At 61.5% G+C, this 15,426-nt stretch carries 9 protein-coding genes and 1 riboswitch; of the genes, 5 read left to right on the plus strand and 4 right to left on the minus strand.

From position 1 onward, the window contains the following. The first annotated feature begins 1 nt into the window (after position 1). The 3 genes from HMPREF2919_RS05435 to HMPREF2919_RS05445 all read left to right on the plus strand — a co-directional run bounded on the left by HMPREF2919_RS05435 (position 2) and on the right by HMPREF2919_RS05445 (position 2,866). Positions 2-844, plus strand: coding sequence for a transposase (locus HMPREF2919_RS05435; RefSeq protein ID WP_070666692.1), 843 nt, complete (start codon positions 2-4; stop codon positions 842-844). 285 nt (positions 845-1,129) lie between these two features. Further along, positions 1,130-1,903, plus strand: coding sequence for a slipin family protein (locus HMPREF2919_RS05440; protein WP_005506196.1), 774 nt, complete (start codon positions 1,130-1,132; stop codon positions 1,901-1,903). Between the two features lie 252 nt (positions 1,904-2,155). Next, entirely contained in the window at positions 2,156-2,866 is a 711-nt protein-coding gene (locus HMPREF2919_RS05445; RefSeq protein WP_158676578.1) for a YoaK family protein, read from the plus strand. A gap of 443 nt (positions 2,867-3,309) precedes the next feature. Here the strand turns inward: HMPREF2919_RS05445 and HMPREF2919_RS05450 are convergent, their stop codons facing one another. The 3 genes from HMPREF2919_RS05450 to HMPREF2919_RS05460 all read right to left on the minus strand — a co-directional run bounded on the left by HMPREF2919_RS05450 (position 3,310) and on the right by HMPREF2919_RS05460 (position 9,115). Next, positions 3,310-5,064 carry a bifunctional hydroxymethylpyrimidine kinase/phosphomethylpyrimidine kinase gene (locus HMPREF2919_RS05450; RefSeq protein ID WP_246824054.1) on the minus strand — a complete coding sequence of 585 codons (1,755 nt, stop codon included), beginning with the start codon at positions 5,062-5,064 and terminating at the stop codon, positions 3,310-3,312. Continuing rightward, positions 5,056-5,254, minus strand: a riboswitch (TPP riboswitch). It overlaps the preceding gene by 9 nt. A 209-nt stretch (positions 5,255-5,463) precedes the next feature. Further along, the gene (locus HMPREF2919_RS05455) at positions 5,464-7,212 is read right to left on the minus strand and encodes an ABC transporter ATP-binding protein (RefSeq protein ID WP_070666697.1); all 1,749 of its coding nucleotides are present in this window, start codon (positions 7,210-7,212) and stop codon (positions 5,464-5,466) included. Between the two features lies 1 nt (position 7,213). Further along, complete coding sequence (locus tag HMPREF2919_RS05460) at positions 7,214-9,115, minus strand: ABC transporter transmembrane domain-containing protein (RefSeq protein WP_070666700.1); 1,902 nt, start codon at positions 9,113-9,115, stop codon at positions 7,214-7,216. 433 nt (positions 9,116-9,548) lie between these two features. Between HMPREF2919_RS05460 and HMPREF2919_RS05465 the strand changes: the two genes are divergently transcribed. Together HMPREF2919_RS05465 and HMPREF2919_RS05470 are read left to right on the plus strand one after the other, a co-directional pair. Continuing rightward, entirely contained in the window at positions 9,549-12,149 is a 2,601-nt protein-coding gene (locus HMPREF2919_RS05465; RefSeq protein WP_070666703.1) for a DEAD/DEAH box helicase, read from the plus strand. A gap of 69 nt (positions 12,150-12,218) precedes the next feature. Further along, a complete protein-coding gene (locus tag HMPREF2919_RS05470; RefSeq protein WP_049341330.1) occupies positions 12,219-13,670 on the plus strand; it encodes an alpha/beta fold hydrolase in 1,452 nt (483 codons plus the stop codon). A 144-nt stretch (positions 13,671-13,814) separates the two neighbouring features. Here the strand turns inward: HMPREF2919_RS05470 and HMPREF2919_RS05475 are convergent, their stop codons facing one another. Then, positions 13,815-15,020, minus strand: coding sequence for a TerC family protein (locus HMPREF2919_RS05475; protein WP_070506435.1), 1,206 nt, complete (start codon positions 15,018-15,020; stop codon positions 13,815-13,817). Positions 15,021-15,426 lie beyond the last annotated feature (406 nt).

The raw sequence follows: 15,426 nt of genomic DNA on the forward strand, positions 1-15,426 counted from the left end.
CATGCCTGAGCAGATTGCTGGAGTTTCTTTCCTCGTGTGGCTGGCCTGCGTGTACGCGTTCGGCCTGGTCGCCGTGGGTTGGGGCTTCGATATTCTCGCCAAGCGCACCAGCCAGCGCATGGTGGCGGCGCGAACCTTCGGGTTCACCTACCACGAAGAGAGCGACGCGTGGCTCTGCCCCGAAGACCAGTGGCTGTGGGCGACCGCATTCGACTCGGATAACCGAGTGATGCGTTACCGCGCCAAGCCCAGCGTGTGCAACACCTGCCCGATTAAGGACAGCTGCACCGTCTCGGCGAACGGCCGCGAGCTCACCCGTGAAGTGGACGAATGGCCCTACTCCGAGTCGGGTCGTTTCCACCGCGGGCTGGCGGTTGCTGTCTCGTTGCTGGGTGTGGTCATCCTGATTGGTGCCGCCATCGTCTGGCACTCCCCGCTGGAGCTTCTGGTGGAGGGTGCCGCCGCGGTGGTCTGCCTGTCGCTGACCTACCCGCTGGCTGTGAAGCTCATGCGTTCCCCCGCGAACTTCGAGAACGATCCGAAGCATATTCACGCATCCACCGCTGACGAATCGGTGAACGTGAAGATGGACCGTTTCGCGGCGAAGTGGGGTGGCGTGTCGAATGAGCGTAAGCGCCGTACCGAGCAGACCCGCAAGCAGATGATTGCGGATGCAACCCTGCCGGTTCGTACCTCTGCCCTCGACCCGGACCGCCCCGCATGGAGCGGTACCGGCACCTCGGTTCCGCGTCTGCATAAGACCACGAATGAGGTCCTGCAGGAGCAGAACCTGGCTGAGGTTGAGGCTGCCGAAAAGCTGGCAGAGCAGATGGCGAAGAAGTAGCGCTGCACAAGTTTTTCCGTTCCGGCGGCTGACCGGTTGATTGGTCCCGTCTGTTAGCTTCGGCGGCGACCCCGTGTGGATTTCTCTTTTATTCCTCTTTTGAGTTTTCCATGCGGGGTGCCGCTAAAGCACCGACCGCCGCGATGTGCGCCGGGACGGAAAATTCCCCTCCCCAAACTCCCTAAAACTTAGCCCGGTACCGGGCACCCCTACTACCTGCACCGTACGAGGCGCGGGCAGGTGGGCACACATACCGTCCTCCCCCAATATTTGTGAAGGAAAACCATGGATCCCGTCACTTTGGCAACTATCCTCATCCCAGTTGCCGTCATTGTTCTTTTTATTCTGATTCGTATGTTCCGCGTCATCCCCGAATACGAGCGTGGCATCTCTTTCCGCTTCGGTCACCTGCGTTCGGAGCTGAAGCCCGGCCTGAACGTCGTCTTCCCCCTCGTCGACTCCCTGCAGCGCGTTGATATGCGTGTCATCACCCTGACCATTCCCCCGCAGGAAGTCATCACCAAGGACAACGTTCCCGCCCGCGTGAACGCCGTGGTCCTCTTCCGCGTGACCAACGCCAAGAACGCCGTGCTTGAGGTTGAGAACTACCCGATTGCCACCAGCCAGATTGCGCAGACCACCCTGCGTTCCCTGCTCGGTCGCGTTGACCTGGACACCCTGCTCGCACACCGCGAGGACCTGAACGAGGACCTGCGTTCCATCATTGGTTCCCGCACCGAGCCGTGGGGTATTCAGGTGGAGCTCGTCGAAATCAAGGACGTTGAGATTCCCGAGGCTATGCAGCGCGCCATGGCTCGCGAGGCTGAGGCTGAGCGTGAGCGCCGCGCAAAGATCATTTCGGCACGCGGTGAGCTGGAGGCCTCCAGCGAGCTGAAGGAAGCATCCGACATTCTGAGCCAGTCCCCCGCTTCCCTGCAGCTGCGTTACCTGCAGACCCTGCTGGAGCTGGGTGCCGACCAGAACTCGACCGTGGTCTTCCCGCTGCCCATGGACGTGATTGGTCCGCTCGTGGGTGCACTCAAGGGTGAGAGCAAGTAAGCTACTCTCCCCGAGCTAAAAACCGAATAGTATGCAGGCCCCGAGCAGACACCTGCTCGGGGCCTTCGCTTTAACAGGGGTTACCCGGCGGGGTGCTTATCCTCTCCGGTACCCTGCTGACTTATGCCGTAGCATGGAACCAGCGGCATTACTGCTACGCACAGACCCACCCACCGTGAGAGAAGGCGCATGCTACACCACCTCCGCGAGATGCTACACCGCATCCCAGCACCTCGACGCTACGGGCGCGTCATGGCTCTGCTCCTCGCCTCCCTGGGCGGCGCAGTGGACGTCTTCTCGCACATCCACTATGAAGCGCTCGTTGCCACGCAGACCGGTAACTTTATTCTGCTCATCGCCGATCTGCACCGTGACGCACCGCATGTGGTGCACCTGCGCTGGCTCTCCGTTATTCTTTTCAGCTTCGGGTATCTGGCAGGGCATTTCATTCATGATCTACTCGGTCAACGTGCCCGGATGAGACACTGGCGCATCGGCACACTCCTGCCGTTCCTTCTGGTCTGCTTCGCGGTACCCTTCATGGATAGAACTCTGAGCAATAGCTTTCAGGTGGGCGCGCTGGCGTTCACCGTCGGTCTGATGATTCACGCCCTCGCGGATACACGCATTGGCGAAAACCCCTTTTCGCTCTTCATGACCAGCGGCAACTGGCGCAAAATGCTCAGTGCCTGGTACACCGCCGGTTCGCTGTACCTCACGCGGAAAACCCCCGACGGAGACACAAAAAATGAGGCGAAGGCACAGCGCCGTACGGCTCTGCTCAAAGCCATTGATTACTCTCTCGTAGTCGCCTCTTTCATAGCTGGCGTGATTCTCATGGCGCTTGTCACCCGATGGTTTGGCGTATTTTCCATCTGGTTGGCGGCGCTGATCGCGGGCGCTGCGTTCTGCTTCGGCTACCAGGCGGAAAAGAAAGAGGTTCGTGAGAACCAGGGCGCATAAGATTCACCCAATCTGCGGCTATAGACGAGGGCAGAGCAGAAAACAGAACAGCAAAATATCCCGTGCAGATGAGAGTATCTGCACGGGATATTTCTATGCGGGATTTACACGCCACACGCTTTCAAACGAAGCCCCGAAAACTGGGAAGGAAGGCGTTTGGCCCGCCGCGGGGGTTGGATGAGGTGGTTGCGGCGGGCCAAACTTTCCTAGGTCGGCTACACACCGTAGAGGTGCGGGCGCGGCAGGTACATCAGCCAGTTGGGTGAGGGCCGGAATCCTGCCGCAAACGGTTTTCACCGACGCCTTAAGCATAACCGGCACAACCGCCGAACCGGCGGCAGTCTGGGTGAAGCATCAATCACCCATCTCGCACCATGCCGGGGCGGTATTCAGCCCAAAAATCGGTACCTAAAGCACCGGCGAACCGAACCCCGCATGAGCCTCTAGCGCAGCGCCCGGTGAGCCTGGTCGAAGAACTCACGCTCATACACGCACGCCGACAGGTACGCCCGCGCCGCGCGGACACGCTGAGCCGGTGAAGCCGCCTCAAAAGCACGCTCCACCTCCGCGAGGCTACGCGCCACATCGGCGGCGAACTCTTCGCCACCGTACATGCTCAACCACTCCGCGTACGGGTGGTCCGCATGATTCTGCGAGGAGAGCACAGCGCCCACCTCTTCGTACAGCCAGTAGCAGGGCAAGATAGCGGCGGCACCGACCACGTAATCATCACCAGCGGCGGAGGCACGCAGGAAATTCGTGTACCCCATCGTAATCGGCGAGGGCCCACCCAGACGCGCACGGTTCGCCAGCCAGCCCTCGTGCAGCTGCGATTCGGCGGCAATCGCCTCATGCGCACCGGCGGCCCAGTGCACCTGCGCCTCAGCGGCATCAGCACGTGCCGAGAGAGTCGCGAGCGCACGCGAATAGTCGCGCAGGTAAAGGGCGTCCTGGTCCAGGTAGAAGGCGAACAGGTCCTCGTCGAGGGTTCCGTCACCGAGGGCACGCACGAAGGGCAGGTCCAGGATCTGGTGCCAGGTTTCGCCACCGGCTGCCCAGAGGGCGGCGGTCCAGGGACCGGCGGGCTTTACGACGGCTTCACCGGCAGGTACGGGGCTGACCGGCAGCAGACGTTCCGGACTGGTGCCGTCCAGAGTATTGCCCTCAGAGTCGGTGGTGGCGAGCAGGTGATGCCACGGGTATGCGGAGGCGGCAGCCTCCAGGCGGCGGGCACGGGCGGCGTGGTCCACCGGGCCGTGGCCCTCACCGGAGCCGACCTGTAGCCCGGCACCTGCGGCAATGGATTCGTGGAGCCAGCGGGTGCTCCACTGCAGGGCGCGGTGGGTGTCTTCGCTGGTCAGAACGCTCTGCTCTGCGGTGTGTTCTGCGACTTCGGCGTGCTGGAGCAGCTCCACTCCCAGGCGGGTTGCCAGCGAAGAGGATAGGGAGCATCCGGTGCCGTGCGTATTGCGGCTGTCCAGACGCGGGGTGCGCACGTGCGCGCAGGTGCCGTCCGGGAAGACCGCGGTGTTACCGGCGTCCTGACCACACAGGTGGCCGCCCTTCACAATCACGGTAGTTCCGGTCGCCGCCGCAAGGTTCGCCGCCTGCTCGTGCGCCTCATCGAAAGTCTGGGCGGGCTCCTTCTCACAGAGCACGGCAAGCTCCGGAATGTTCGGGGTAATCACATTCACGAGCGGCACGAGATCGCGCAGCGCCTGCTCCGCTTCCGCCTGCAGCAGGCGGTCACCGCTGGAAGCAATCATGACCGGGTCGAGCACAACCACGGGCACCGGATGCTCGCTCAGCCAGGTGCGGACGGTGCGGATCGTGTCTGCGTCGCCGAGCATGCCGATTTTCACGGCGTCAACCGTGACGTCATCAAAAACGGCGGCAAGCTGCGCGGTCAAAAATTCCAGGGGCGGGGTGAATACTTCACGAACCCCGCACGTGTTTTGGGCGACCAGTGAGGTAGTCACGCACATGCCGTAACCGCCGGATGCGGCAATGGACTTGAGGTCCGCCTGAATACCTGCACCGCCGGAGGGGTCGGTTCCGGCAATGGAGAGAACCCTCGGCACCCGAGCTGTCTGGGGTACCCCGGATGCTCCGGAGGCGCTCGCGCCGGGTGCAGGGTTGGAGAGGGTCGAGGGGTTGGAGGTGGGTGCGCACGAGGGCGCGGTAGGCTGCTCTGCCATGATCGATAATCCCTTCGCTAGTTCGAACTAGAGCAGGTTCAATGGGTGATTCTCTCAGCCTTGAGTGTTATTACGCCGTTTCGTGCGCCCGCTGTGCTGTAGCTCTTCGCTGTGCCGTAGCCCTTCGTTGGGCGGTCAGTTGGGCGGGTTAGCGGGTCGCGGGCGTCTCAAGGCACCCCATATCGCTCTGCCAGGTTATCACAATGATTCTCCGTAGCTAAAAGTTCTGCGGGTAACAAGTGAATCTCTCCGAAATTTTCGTTTGAGTCTTGCACTCTTGCGAGTGCTCCCGCCGCCGATTTCAGTGCACCCTTGTGCGGAAACCACCCGTTAAACGAGTAGTGCCCGGCACCGCTTCACGCAGTGCCGGGCACTATCAGCCGGGCTTATCCTCAGAGCTTAGGTCAGGGCGAAAATCTCTGCCGGTGAACCCTCCGCAATGATCCTACCCTCGTGCAGCAGGACCGCGCGGTCAGCCAGCGAGGCGATACGCGCATCGTGCGAAATGATCAGCACCGCACGGTTCGCCAGCACGGCGCTCAGGGACTCGGTTGCGTCCGCGAGCTCCAGCTGGGTGGTGGACTCGTCCAGAATCACGGCGTGCGGGTCAGCAAGCACAATACGTGCCAGTGCCAGCTGCTGAATCTGGTCGCGAGTCAGAGGCGAATCCGCGCCGCTGACGACAGTATCCATACCCTGCGGCAGGTCGCGCCACCAGCGGGCACCGATAGCGTCCAGCGCCTCGCCCATCTGCTCGACGGTTGCATCCGGCACGACCACCGTAAAGTTATCGGCGAGAGTACCGAAGAAGACGTGCGCTTCCTGGGTGCAGACCAGCAGGCGCGGGCGGCCGTCGGCGGCGGCATCGGTCGGGAAGTCGCCGTGACCGACCGGGCGACCCATCACGGTGATGGTGCCTTCCAGGGCGGTCAGCGAACCACCAATCAGACGAGCCATAGTCGTTTTACCCGAACCGGAGCGGCCCACCAGGGCGAGCGCCTCACCGCGGCGAATCTTCAGGTTGATACCTTCAAGCACCAGGGCGTCCGGCGAGTAGCCGTAGGAGACGTCGGTGCAGTCAATGGCGTACTCCGGGTTCTTCACGGCTTCATCAGACACGGCGGCGAACGCTTCGGCACGGTGCTGTGCACGCGCCTCACGCTGCTTCTTCGCCAGGGACACCACACCGAACACGCGGCCCATATTCACGAGCATGATGCGCAGGCTGCTCACGTGGTGGTTCAGCATGTCGGCGAGGATTCGCAGGCTGAAAACCATGACCGAGGCGGTCGCTACGGCGCCCCAGGAAGCCCAGCCGAGAGCCACGCAGGCGGCGCCCCAGAGCATGCACAGAACCGTCGGGATCCAGGCGTTAATAGCGTCCACGGTGAAGTACAGCTGGCGGATGCGCACCATGCCCAACTGCGCGGCAAACTGGCGCTTGTTCTCACCGGCGAAGGCGTCTTCGCGGGCGGTGTGAACGCCCAGCTCACGGATTGTGGAGGTGCCGCGAATGTTCTCGGTCAGCACGCTGTTGAGGTCGCTCACGCGCTCCTGGGCGGTCTGGTTGCGTGCCGCCATAAGCGGCAGCATCTTCGACATGATGAGGGCAAGACCGGCAATCATGGGTAGCATAATCAGACCCATTGCCGGGCTCACGAACGCCAGGGAGAGCGTGGAGATAATGAAGTACAGCAGCACGTAAATCGCGCCGAGCAGATCCTCGCTGACGGATTTCGCCGCCGAGGAGAGGTCGTCGGTCACGCGGGTGAGCAGGTCACCGCTACCGGCTTCTTCCACGGTGCGTGCGTCCAGGTCGAGGGTGCCGTCGAGGGTGTCCTGGTTGGCGTCACGGGTGACGAGCGCACCCAGTCGCGCCGCACTGTACGAGGAGACCATGAGGGTTATTGCCTGCACGATGAACGCCGCCAGAATAATCAGAATCGGCTGCCACGGGTAGCTGGAGAACTTACCCGCCACCACGTCGTCCACGGTGGCACCAATCTGCAGGGGCACCACCGCACCCATGAGGGTGCTGACCATGTAGATGACGAAGGTGTAGAGGGCTCGCCCCTTATGCGCTGCGAGGTAGTTCCACATGCGGCGTGCCACGTAGGCGGGGCTTTCGATGGGGAGCTGCTTTGCCATGCTAGTTCACCTCCTGATTCTGAGTGGTTGCGGGGGTTTCTGCCTGAGCGACGGGGTAGCCGTCGCGTTCCATGCGGCGGGTCGTCTCCGCGGTCGTGGAGACAACGTAGACCTGCTCCAAATCCTGCAGCAGGCCGGGGTAGCCGACGGGCAGGCGGTCGCTACCGATCTGGGTTTCCATCGCATCGTAGATGTAGCGCTGGCTGGGTTCGTCCACGGAGTTCAGCGGCTCGGTCAGAATGAGCACCTGTGCGTCCTGTGCGAGCGCGCGGGCGAGTGCCAGACGCTGACGCTGACCGCCGGAGAGGTTCGCGCCTTCGCTGGTGATGCGGGCGGCGAAGTAGTCTTCGGGGTTGCGTCCACCCAGTCGGTAGGCGATTTCGCGGGAGTCGGTAATCTTCAGCAGCTCCTCATCCTTTGCCTGTGCCAGCTCCTCGTCGGGGTTCGGCACGGTGCCCAGGCGCAGGTGCTCCTGCAGGGTTCCCGCAAAAATCATGGGGTTGGGTTCGCTCAGCAGCACGCGGCGGCCGGAGGCGTCCTTGAGGTCCTCTCCCCCGCGGCGTAGGGTGCGGGCGAGCGCCTCGGCGTAGTCTTGCGCGGTGAGGTTGTAGTCGCGCGGATTGACGTACACGATGCGCGGGTTGCTTGCACCGGCGGGGGCAACGGGTACGGGCACCTCGAGGGTGCTCGCCTCGACTGCCTGTTCGGCGCGTGCCAGCTGCGCCATTTCTTCGTCGGTGCGCGGGCTCTTCAGCACGCCCTGGCGTACGCCCGCGTGACCTTCGAGACGGGCGACCTTGGCGAGCGCAATCTTGGCGTATCGCCATGCGGTGAGGAAGTTCTGGGTAATCCAGATGGGGCCGCCCATCATCGCAATAATGGAGGCGACGGTCACCAGGGACGCGGCGGGCGTGTCGGAGACCCAGCGGCCGTTTTCGACGTGGCCGGTGAGGGCGAAGCCGATGCCGAGCAGGGTCACGGCACCGCCGAGCAGCGCGCGGATGAGGTACATCCAGCGGTGCGTCTTTTCGTAGCGCATGTAGCTGTCGAAGACTTCGTCGGTGCCGCGGTGGTAGCGTTCACGCATCTGCTCTTCGGCGCCAAGGCCGGCGATGGTGCGCAGACCGGTGGCGATATCGGAGGCGCGTGAGGAGGCTTCGCCGTCCTTTTCACGGTATTCGCCGATCTTGGATTCGAGGAAGGTCGAGTACCAGGCGATAACGCTAACCACGATAATCGTGCCGATGAGGGTGACAACCGCTGTGACGGGGTTGATGAGCCAGAGCTGCACGGCACCGAGGGTCGCGATGATCATGGCGTTGACGAATAGCGGCAACGAGAAGTAGACGTCCGTAATGCGGCGTACGTCTTTGTTCATGACGGTGACCGCTTCGCCGGAGTCTACGCCAGCGCGGGTGCGCCCCATGAGCCGGTTGATGTAGATGCGCCAGTCGCGGCCAAGTTCCGCGCTGAGGGTCATGGAGGTGCCCCAGCCGAAGAACTCGTTGATCACGATGAAGGTGATGGCTGCGACGACCACCCAGAACATGGGCCAGGCGTCGGGGGCTTTGCCGGCGATGTGCTGGTTGATGAATTGACCCACCATGACGGGGATAAGAATCGCACCGGTACCCGCGGTGGTTTCACCCAGGACGGGGATTGCCCAGCGGTGCCAGGGGTATTTGTATCCGGGTGCGGTGACGCGCAGGGCGAGGCGCTTTTTGAGGGCTTCCTCTTCTGCCTTGCGCTGTTCGCTACCGGTTACTTCCTGTGCAGCTTTTTTCTGCGCAGTTTTCTTCTGAGCGGCTTTTTCCTGCGTGGTTTTGTTATGCATGGATTCTTCATGCGTAGCTTCTTCACGCGCGGCGTTTTCTTGTGCCTTGTCAGCGTTGTATTCAGTCATTCAACGTCTCTCCTTTCTCTTACCCTATTCCTTTATCAATGTGGCACGCAACACTATTTGCATCATAGGTGGGCGTGTCGTTATTTATGCAACGTATTTTGGGGCGTGTATCGACCGCACAGTATGGTCCGGCATCAATCGGCGGACTTGAACCTAGGCGGTAATTTATGCGGCTTGGAGGCCTACGTTTTCGACCTTCTGAGCACCATGTTTTTGCACCACTGCACTTTTAGTGCTTTGTTCTACACTACACGAATTTGGGGAATTCTCGCGTTAGCGCGGCACCGCGCCTCCCGAACGCCCTATATACGCCCCGCGAAGGAACCGCGAACCACCCTGCAAAGATGCAACAAACACTCCGCGAGTACCCGTTTGTTCCCTCGTAACGATAACGCCCCCACACCCGCGTTATTCCCGATAGACTGGAATCCTCATGAGTATTTTGAATTTTCTTTCTCCCACGCTGGGTGAGAATCCCGGCGACTACAATCGACGCGATTTTAAGGGCAACCCCCTCACCGCCGAAGAAATCTATGAGGCGTTCACCGAGTGGATTTCGACCCGCGGCATGACCCTGTACCCCGCCCAGGACGAGGCCGTTCTGAGCATTGCCGCCGGACATAACGTGGTGCTGGCAACCCCGACCGGTTCGGGTAAGTCCACTGTGGCTGTTGCCGCGCATTTTACGGGCCTGGCGACCGGTCAGCGCTCCTACTACACCGCCCCCATTAAGGCGCTGGTGTCTGAGAAGTTCTTCGACCTGATCAATATTTTTGGTGCCGAGAACGTGGGCATGATTACCGGTGACTCCGCCATTAATACGGAGGCGCCGATTATCTGCTGCACCGCGGAGATTCTCGCCAATATTGCCCTGCGCGAGGGTAAGGATGCGGACCTGTGCCAGGTCATCATGGACGAGTTCCACTTCTACTCTGACCCGCAGCGCGGTTGGGCGTGGCAGCTTCCCCTGCTGGAGCTTCCGCAGGCGCAGTTCCTGCTGATGAGCGCGACCCTGGGCGATACGACTCGCTTCCAGGAGGAGATGACGGCGCTGACCGGTCGTGAGAGTGACCTGGTGGCTCATTCCGAGCGCCCCATCCCCCTGCACTTCTACTACTCCACCACCCCGGTTCAGGAGACCGTGCAGGAGCTCGTGCAGACCAAGCAGACCCCGGTCTACATTGTGCACTTCTCGCAGAAGGCAGCGCTGGAGCAGGCGAACGCGCTGCTGTCGGTGGCTATTGCTTCGAAGGAAGATAAGGAACGCATCGCCGAGCTGATTGCTAAGTTCCGTTTCGGTCCGGGCTTCGGTAAGGCACTGAATAAGCTGGTGCGTGCCGGCATCGGTATTCACCACGCGGGTATGCTGCCCAAGTACCGCCGCCTCGTGGAGCAGCTGGCTCAGGAGGGTCTGCTCAAGGTGATTTGCGGTACCGACACCCTGGGTGTGGGTATTAACGTGCCGATTCGTACCGTGCTGATTACGGCGCTGTCGAAGTTTGATGGTGCCCGCAGCCGCCGTCTGCGTGCCCGCGAGTTCCACCAGATTGCTGGACGCGCAGGCCGCGCCGGTTTTGATACCGCCGGCACCGTGGTGGTTCAGGCACCCGAGCACGATATTGAGAACGCTCGCCTGCTGGCTAAAGCTCAGGCGAAGTTCGGTGACGACACCAAGCGCATTAACCAGTCGCTGTCCTCCAAGCGTAAGAAGGCGCCGGAAGGCTTCGTTGGCTGGTCCGAGAAGACCTTCGACCAGCTGGTAGAGGCCGCCCCGGAGCCGCTGACTTCCTCCTTCGACATCACCCACTCGATGCTGCTGAACCTGATGCACCGCCCGGAGAACCCGGTCATTGCCGCGTACCGCATCATTCAGGAGAACCACGAGAGCCCGGCACGCCGCCGCGAGCTGCTGCGCAAGGCGATTGGTATCTACAAGGAGCTGCTGACCGGCGGCGTGATTGAGCGAACCAACACCCCGGACGAGCACGGCTCCTACCTGCGCCTGACCGAGGACCTGCAGGATAACTTTGCCCTGAACCAGCCGCTGTCCGCTTTTGCGGTCGCCGCGCTGGAATTGCTCGACCCCGAATCCCCCAGCTACGCACTGGACGCGCTCTCCCTCATCGAGGCGACCCTGGAATCACCGAACCAGGTGCTGTACGCGCAGGAACGCAAGGCGAAGAACGAGCTGTCGGCACAGTTGAAGGCGGACGGTGTGGACTACACCGAACGCATGAACGAGCTGGACAAGGTCACCTACCCGCAGCCTCTGGCGGAGCTCATTGATCAGGCGTACACGACCTACAAGCAGTCCGCGCCGTGGGTTGCTCGTTTTGAGCCGCGCCCCAAGTCGATTGTGCGCGACATGTACGAACGCGCGATGGGCTTCAACGACTTCGTGCAGTACTACTCGCTCGAACGTGCCGAGGGCGTGCTTCTGCGTTACCTCTCTGACGCGTACAAGGCGCTGCGCCACACCATCCCCGATTCTGCCGTGACCGACGAGCTTGACGACATTATCGAGTGGCTCGGCGAGCTCGTGCGCCAGACCGACTCCTCCCTGGTGGACGAGTGGGAGAAGCTGGCTGCCGGCGAAGACACCGCGACCATTGCCGCCGAGCACGCCTCCATCGAGGAGGAAGAGCCTCCCGCCGTGACGAAGAACCTGCGCGCCTTCCGCGTGATGGTGCGCAACGCCCTATTCCGCCGAGTGGAGCTCTTCGCCGACGAACGCGACCGTGCCCTGGGTGCCCTGGACGAGTGGTGCGGCTGGGATGCCGACCGCTGGGCGGACGCCATGGACGACTACTTCGACACCTACGACGACATCTACACGGACGCCGACGCGCGCTCGCCTCGCCTGGTCAGCATGGATGAGGACACCGCCGCGCATCCGGGCGTGTGGAAGGTTCAGCAGAGCTTCGCCGACCCCGAAGATAACTTTGACTTCGGTATTCGTGCCGAGGTTGATTTGGCGGCATCCGATGAGGCGGGTTACCCGGTGCTGAAGATTCTGAGCGTGGGCGAGTTCTAAGACTCCGCCTGAGGCTCTGCCACGATGTTGCCCATAGTGGGCTAGAATACAGAGTATCTATCTATTTGAATGAAAGAAGGTTCACCGTTGACCGTTTCTTCGCTTCCCAAGGTTGAGTACCGCAAGGGTTCGGTCGTCAAGCACGACGGCTACGAGATTACCGACCACTGGTTCCAGGTTCCCCTGACCCACGGTCTGATTTTCTCCAAGGGCAAGGATGCCGCTCTCTCCTCCCGTTTCGCGGACCAGACCATCACCGTGTTCGCCCGCGAGGTTGTGAGCACCAACGAGACTCTGACCGTTTCGGCTGATAAGCGTCCTTACATTGTGTACCTGCAGGGCGGCCCCGGTTTCGGTTCGCCGAAGACCGGCTCCATTGGCGGCTGGATTGCTGAGCTGGCGAAGTCTCACCGCGTGGTTCTTCTGGATCAGCGCGGTACCGGCATGTCTTCCCCGCTGTCTGCTCGCAACATCACCGCTGTGGGTGACGCGCAGGTTCAGGCTGAGTACACTGAGCTGTTCCGTGCGGACTCCATCATTGCTGACGCGGAGGCTGTCCGCGAGGTGCTGCTGGCTGACCGTGCCGACAAGCGCTGGTCCACCATTGGTCAGTCCTTCGGTGGCTTCCTGACCCTGTCCTACCTGTCGTTCGCACCCCAGTCGCTGCGTGACTGCCGCATCACCGCGGGCCTGGCGCCGATTCGCACCTCCGTGGACAACGTCTACCAGCACACCTTCGACCGCATGAAGGAACGTGTTGAGGAGTACTACAGCTGGTTCCCCGAGGACGCTGAGCTCGCTACCCGCATTGCTGAGCACCTGCGCACCCACAAGGAGTACCTGCCCACCGGTGAGCGTCTGACCGACCACCGCTTCCAGATGGCCGGCCATTTCCTGGGTGGCCGCTGGCGCGAGCGCGGTCTGCACTACTTCCTGGAGACTGCTTTCGCTGAGGGTAACGACCACCTGTCCGATCAGTTCCTGACCGCTATGGGTGCCGAGGTGACCTTCCAGGCGAACCCGCTGTACGCCCTGATGCACGAGACCATTTACGCTGACGGCCCCGCTGACGGCGTTCTGCCCGGCATCCCCGGCTACGAGCTGTCCCCCTCCCCCGCGCCGACCAACTGGTCTGCTGCTCGCGTGGCGGCTTCCCGCCCCGAGTTCGCACCGGATGCGGACCGTCTGCTCTTCACCGGCGAGCACATCTTCCCCTGGTACTACGAGGAGGATCCCTCGCTGCGTCCGCTGGCTGAGGTTGCAAACCTGCTGGCTGAGAAGAAGGACTGGGGCCGCCTGTACGACCACGCACAGCTGCACAAGAACGAGGTTCCCGTGGTGGCTGCGGCGTACAACCCGGACGTGTACGTGGACTTTGAGCACTCCATGGAGACCGCTCGCTGGGTCGGCAACACTCAGGTGTGGACCTCGAAGACCCACCACCACGACGGTTTCGGTTCTGACTCGCTGACCATTCTGGGTCACCTGAAGAACATGCTGGCTGAGGTTCACAACCAGTAATTCTTCGCCGGGTAGTCATTCTGCCCCGGGTATATCCCCGAATATATTTTGATACAGCGAAAGCCCCTCACCCCGGTTGATCCGGTGTGAGGGGCTTTCGTGTGAGCGCTTAGCCTGGTGAGGCCGCAGGCTCAGTAACTCAAACTACTTCGAGGAGGAAGAATGCGCATCCTGTGCGGTGCGGGCACGCATCACGAGGGCGTGGTATTCGTCTTCCTTCTCGATCAGCTCGTCACGCAGCTTGGCGGGAATGGCGTTGAGCTTCTCGGTTTCCTTCTGCCAGCGGGCGGTGATGTCCGCACGCTCGGCGGCGGATGCATCCTCGGGCAGTGCCAGGTACTTCTCGGAGAGCGCCTGAACACGCTGAATGGTCTGCAGCGCGCGGCCCTTGGGGCTGAGCAGCGAGGCAAGCACGGTAATGATCAGGACGCCCACGATGACCATCAGCGACATTTCGGTGCTGATTTCGACCACGTGCACGGGCTCGCCGTGGTTGATGAACGGCAGGTTATTCTCGTGCATTGCGTGCAGGATGAGCTTCACACCAATGAACGCGAGGATGGTCGCCAGGCCGTAGGAGAGGTAGACGAGGCGGTCCAGCAGGCCGTCAATAAGGAAGTACAGCTGGCGCAGACCCATGAGGGAGAACGCGGTCGCGGTGAACACAATGTAGACGGACTGGGTGAGGCCGAAGATCGCGGGGATCGAGTCGAGCGCGAAGAGCAGGTCGGAACCAGCGATAGCGACCATGACGAGCATCATGGGGGTCATGACGCGCTTGCCGTTTTCGATGGTGAAGAGCTTGTCACCGTCGAAGTGGTCGCTGGTCTTCAGGTACTTCTTGGCGAGGCGGACCATGATGTTGTCGGCTTCGTCATCGCCGTCACCTTCGGTGATTTCGTCCTTGAGCAGGTTACCTGCGGTCATGAGCAGGACCAGGCCGAAGATGTAGAACACCCAAGCGAAGGAGTTGATGATCGCTGCGCCGGCGAAGATGAAGGAGCCGCGCGCCAGGATCGCGAAGACAATACCGAAGAGCAGAACCTTCTGCTGATTCTCACGGGCGACACGGAAGGTGCCCATAATAATCATGAAAACGAAGAGGTTATCGACCGAGAGAGCTTCTTCGGTGATGTAGCCTGCATAGAATTCGGTGGCAGCGGAGGGGCCGTTCGTCACGAAAATATACAGACCGAACAGCATCGCGATGCCGATGTAAATACTCGACCAGATGGCCGCTTCCTTGACGGAAGGTTCGTGCGCCTTACGAACGTGGAACACGAAGTCGAAGGCCAACAGACCCGCGATGATGAGAATAGTAACCAACCATTGCAACCCGGTAACTTCCATGGGGAGCCTTTCTTGTGGTGTGCGTACAGGACCACAAGTCTCTCCCGCCGGCCTGAATGGAGGTCGGCTCGATTCACCGGTTAGGCGCCTTCGGCTAACGTGCTGACGATGAGTCGATTGGTGGGATACTCCCTTGCTCGGTGAACGATTATACAGCAGGTTGGGGTTTTCGCACAGGAGCCCCTCCGGGAGAACTTTCAGGAGCTAGGTGCACCGAAACGCCGCATCCGGCGGGGTTGACCTGTCGGATGCGGCGTTCTGCGTGACGAATACACGCTGTCTAGTTGGGGGTCTAGCTGGCGCCACTATTAGTTTGACAACATGTAGAGCGGCGTATTGCAGACCAGCACTACACAGATCAACACCGTGCAGCAAGCCCATACAAAAGTAGCCCTCCCCGTGAACT

It is taken from the genome of Rothia sp. HMSC068E02, from assembly GCF_001813565.1.
In the GTDB taxonomy this organism is placed as follows: domain Bacteria; phylum Actinomycetota; class Actinomycetes; order Actinomycetales; family Micrococcaceae; genus Rothia.

Bases quoted from the DNA above. Each gene is read 5' to 3' on its own strand.
- HMPREF2919_RS05435 (WP_070666692.1), top strand. From the start codon at position 2: ATGCCTGAGCAGATTGCTGGAGTTTCTTTCCTCGTGTGGCTGGCCTGC.
- HMPREF2919_RS05440 (WP_005506196.1), top strand. From the start codon at position 1,130: ATGGATCCCGTCACTTTGGCAACTATCCTCATCCCAGTTGCCGTCATT.
- HMPREF2919_RS05445 (WP_158676578.1), top strand. From the start codon at position 2,156: ATGGCTCTGCTCCTCGCCTCCCTGGGCGGCGCAGTGGACGTCTTCTCG.
- HMPREF2919_RS05450 (WP_246824054.1), bottom strand. From the start codon at position 5,064: ATGGCAGAGCAGCCTACCGCGCCCTCGTGCGCACCCACCTCCAACCCC.
- HMPREF2919_RS05455 (WP_070666697.1), bottom strand. From the start codon at position 7,212: ATGGCAAAGCAGCTCCCCATCGAAAGCCCCGCCTACGTGGCACGCCGC.
- HMPREF2919_RS05460 (WP_070666700.1), bottom strand. From the start codon at position 9,115: ATGACTGAATACAACGCTGACAAGGCACAAGAAAACGCCGCGCGTGAA.
- HMPREF2919_RS05465 (WP_070666703.1), top strand. From the start codon at position 9,549: ATGAGTATTTTGAATTTTCTTTCTCCCACGCTGGGTGAGAATCCCGGC.
- HMPREF2919_RS05470 (WP_049341330.1), top strand. From the start codon at position 12,219: ATGAAAGAAGGTTCACCGTTGACCGTTTCTTCGCTTCCCAAGGTTGAG.
- HMPREF2919_RS05475 (WP_070506435.1), bottom strand. From the start codon at position 15,020: ATGGAAGTTACCGGGTTGCAATGGTTGGTTACTATTCTCATCATCGCG.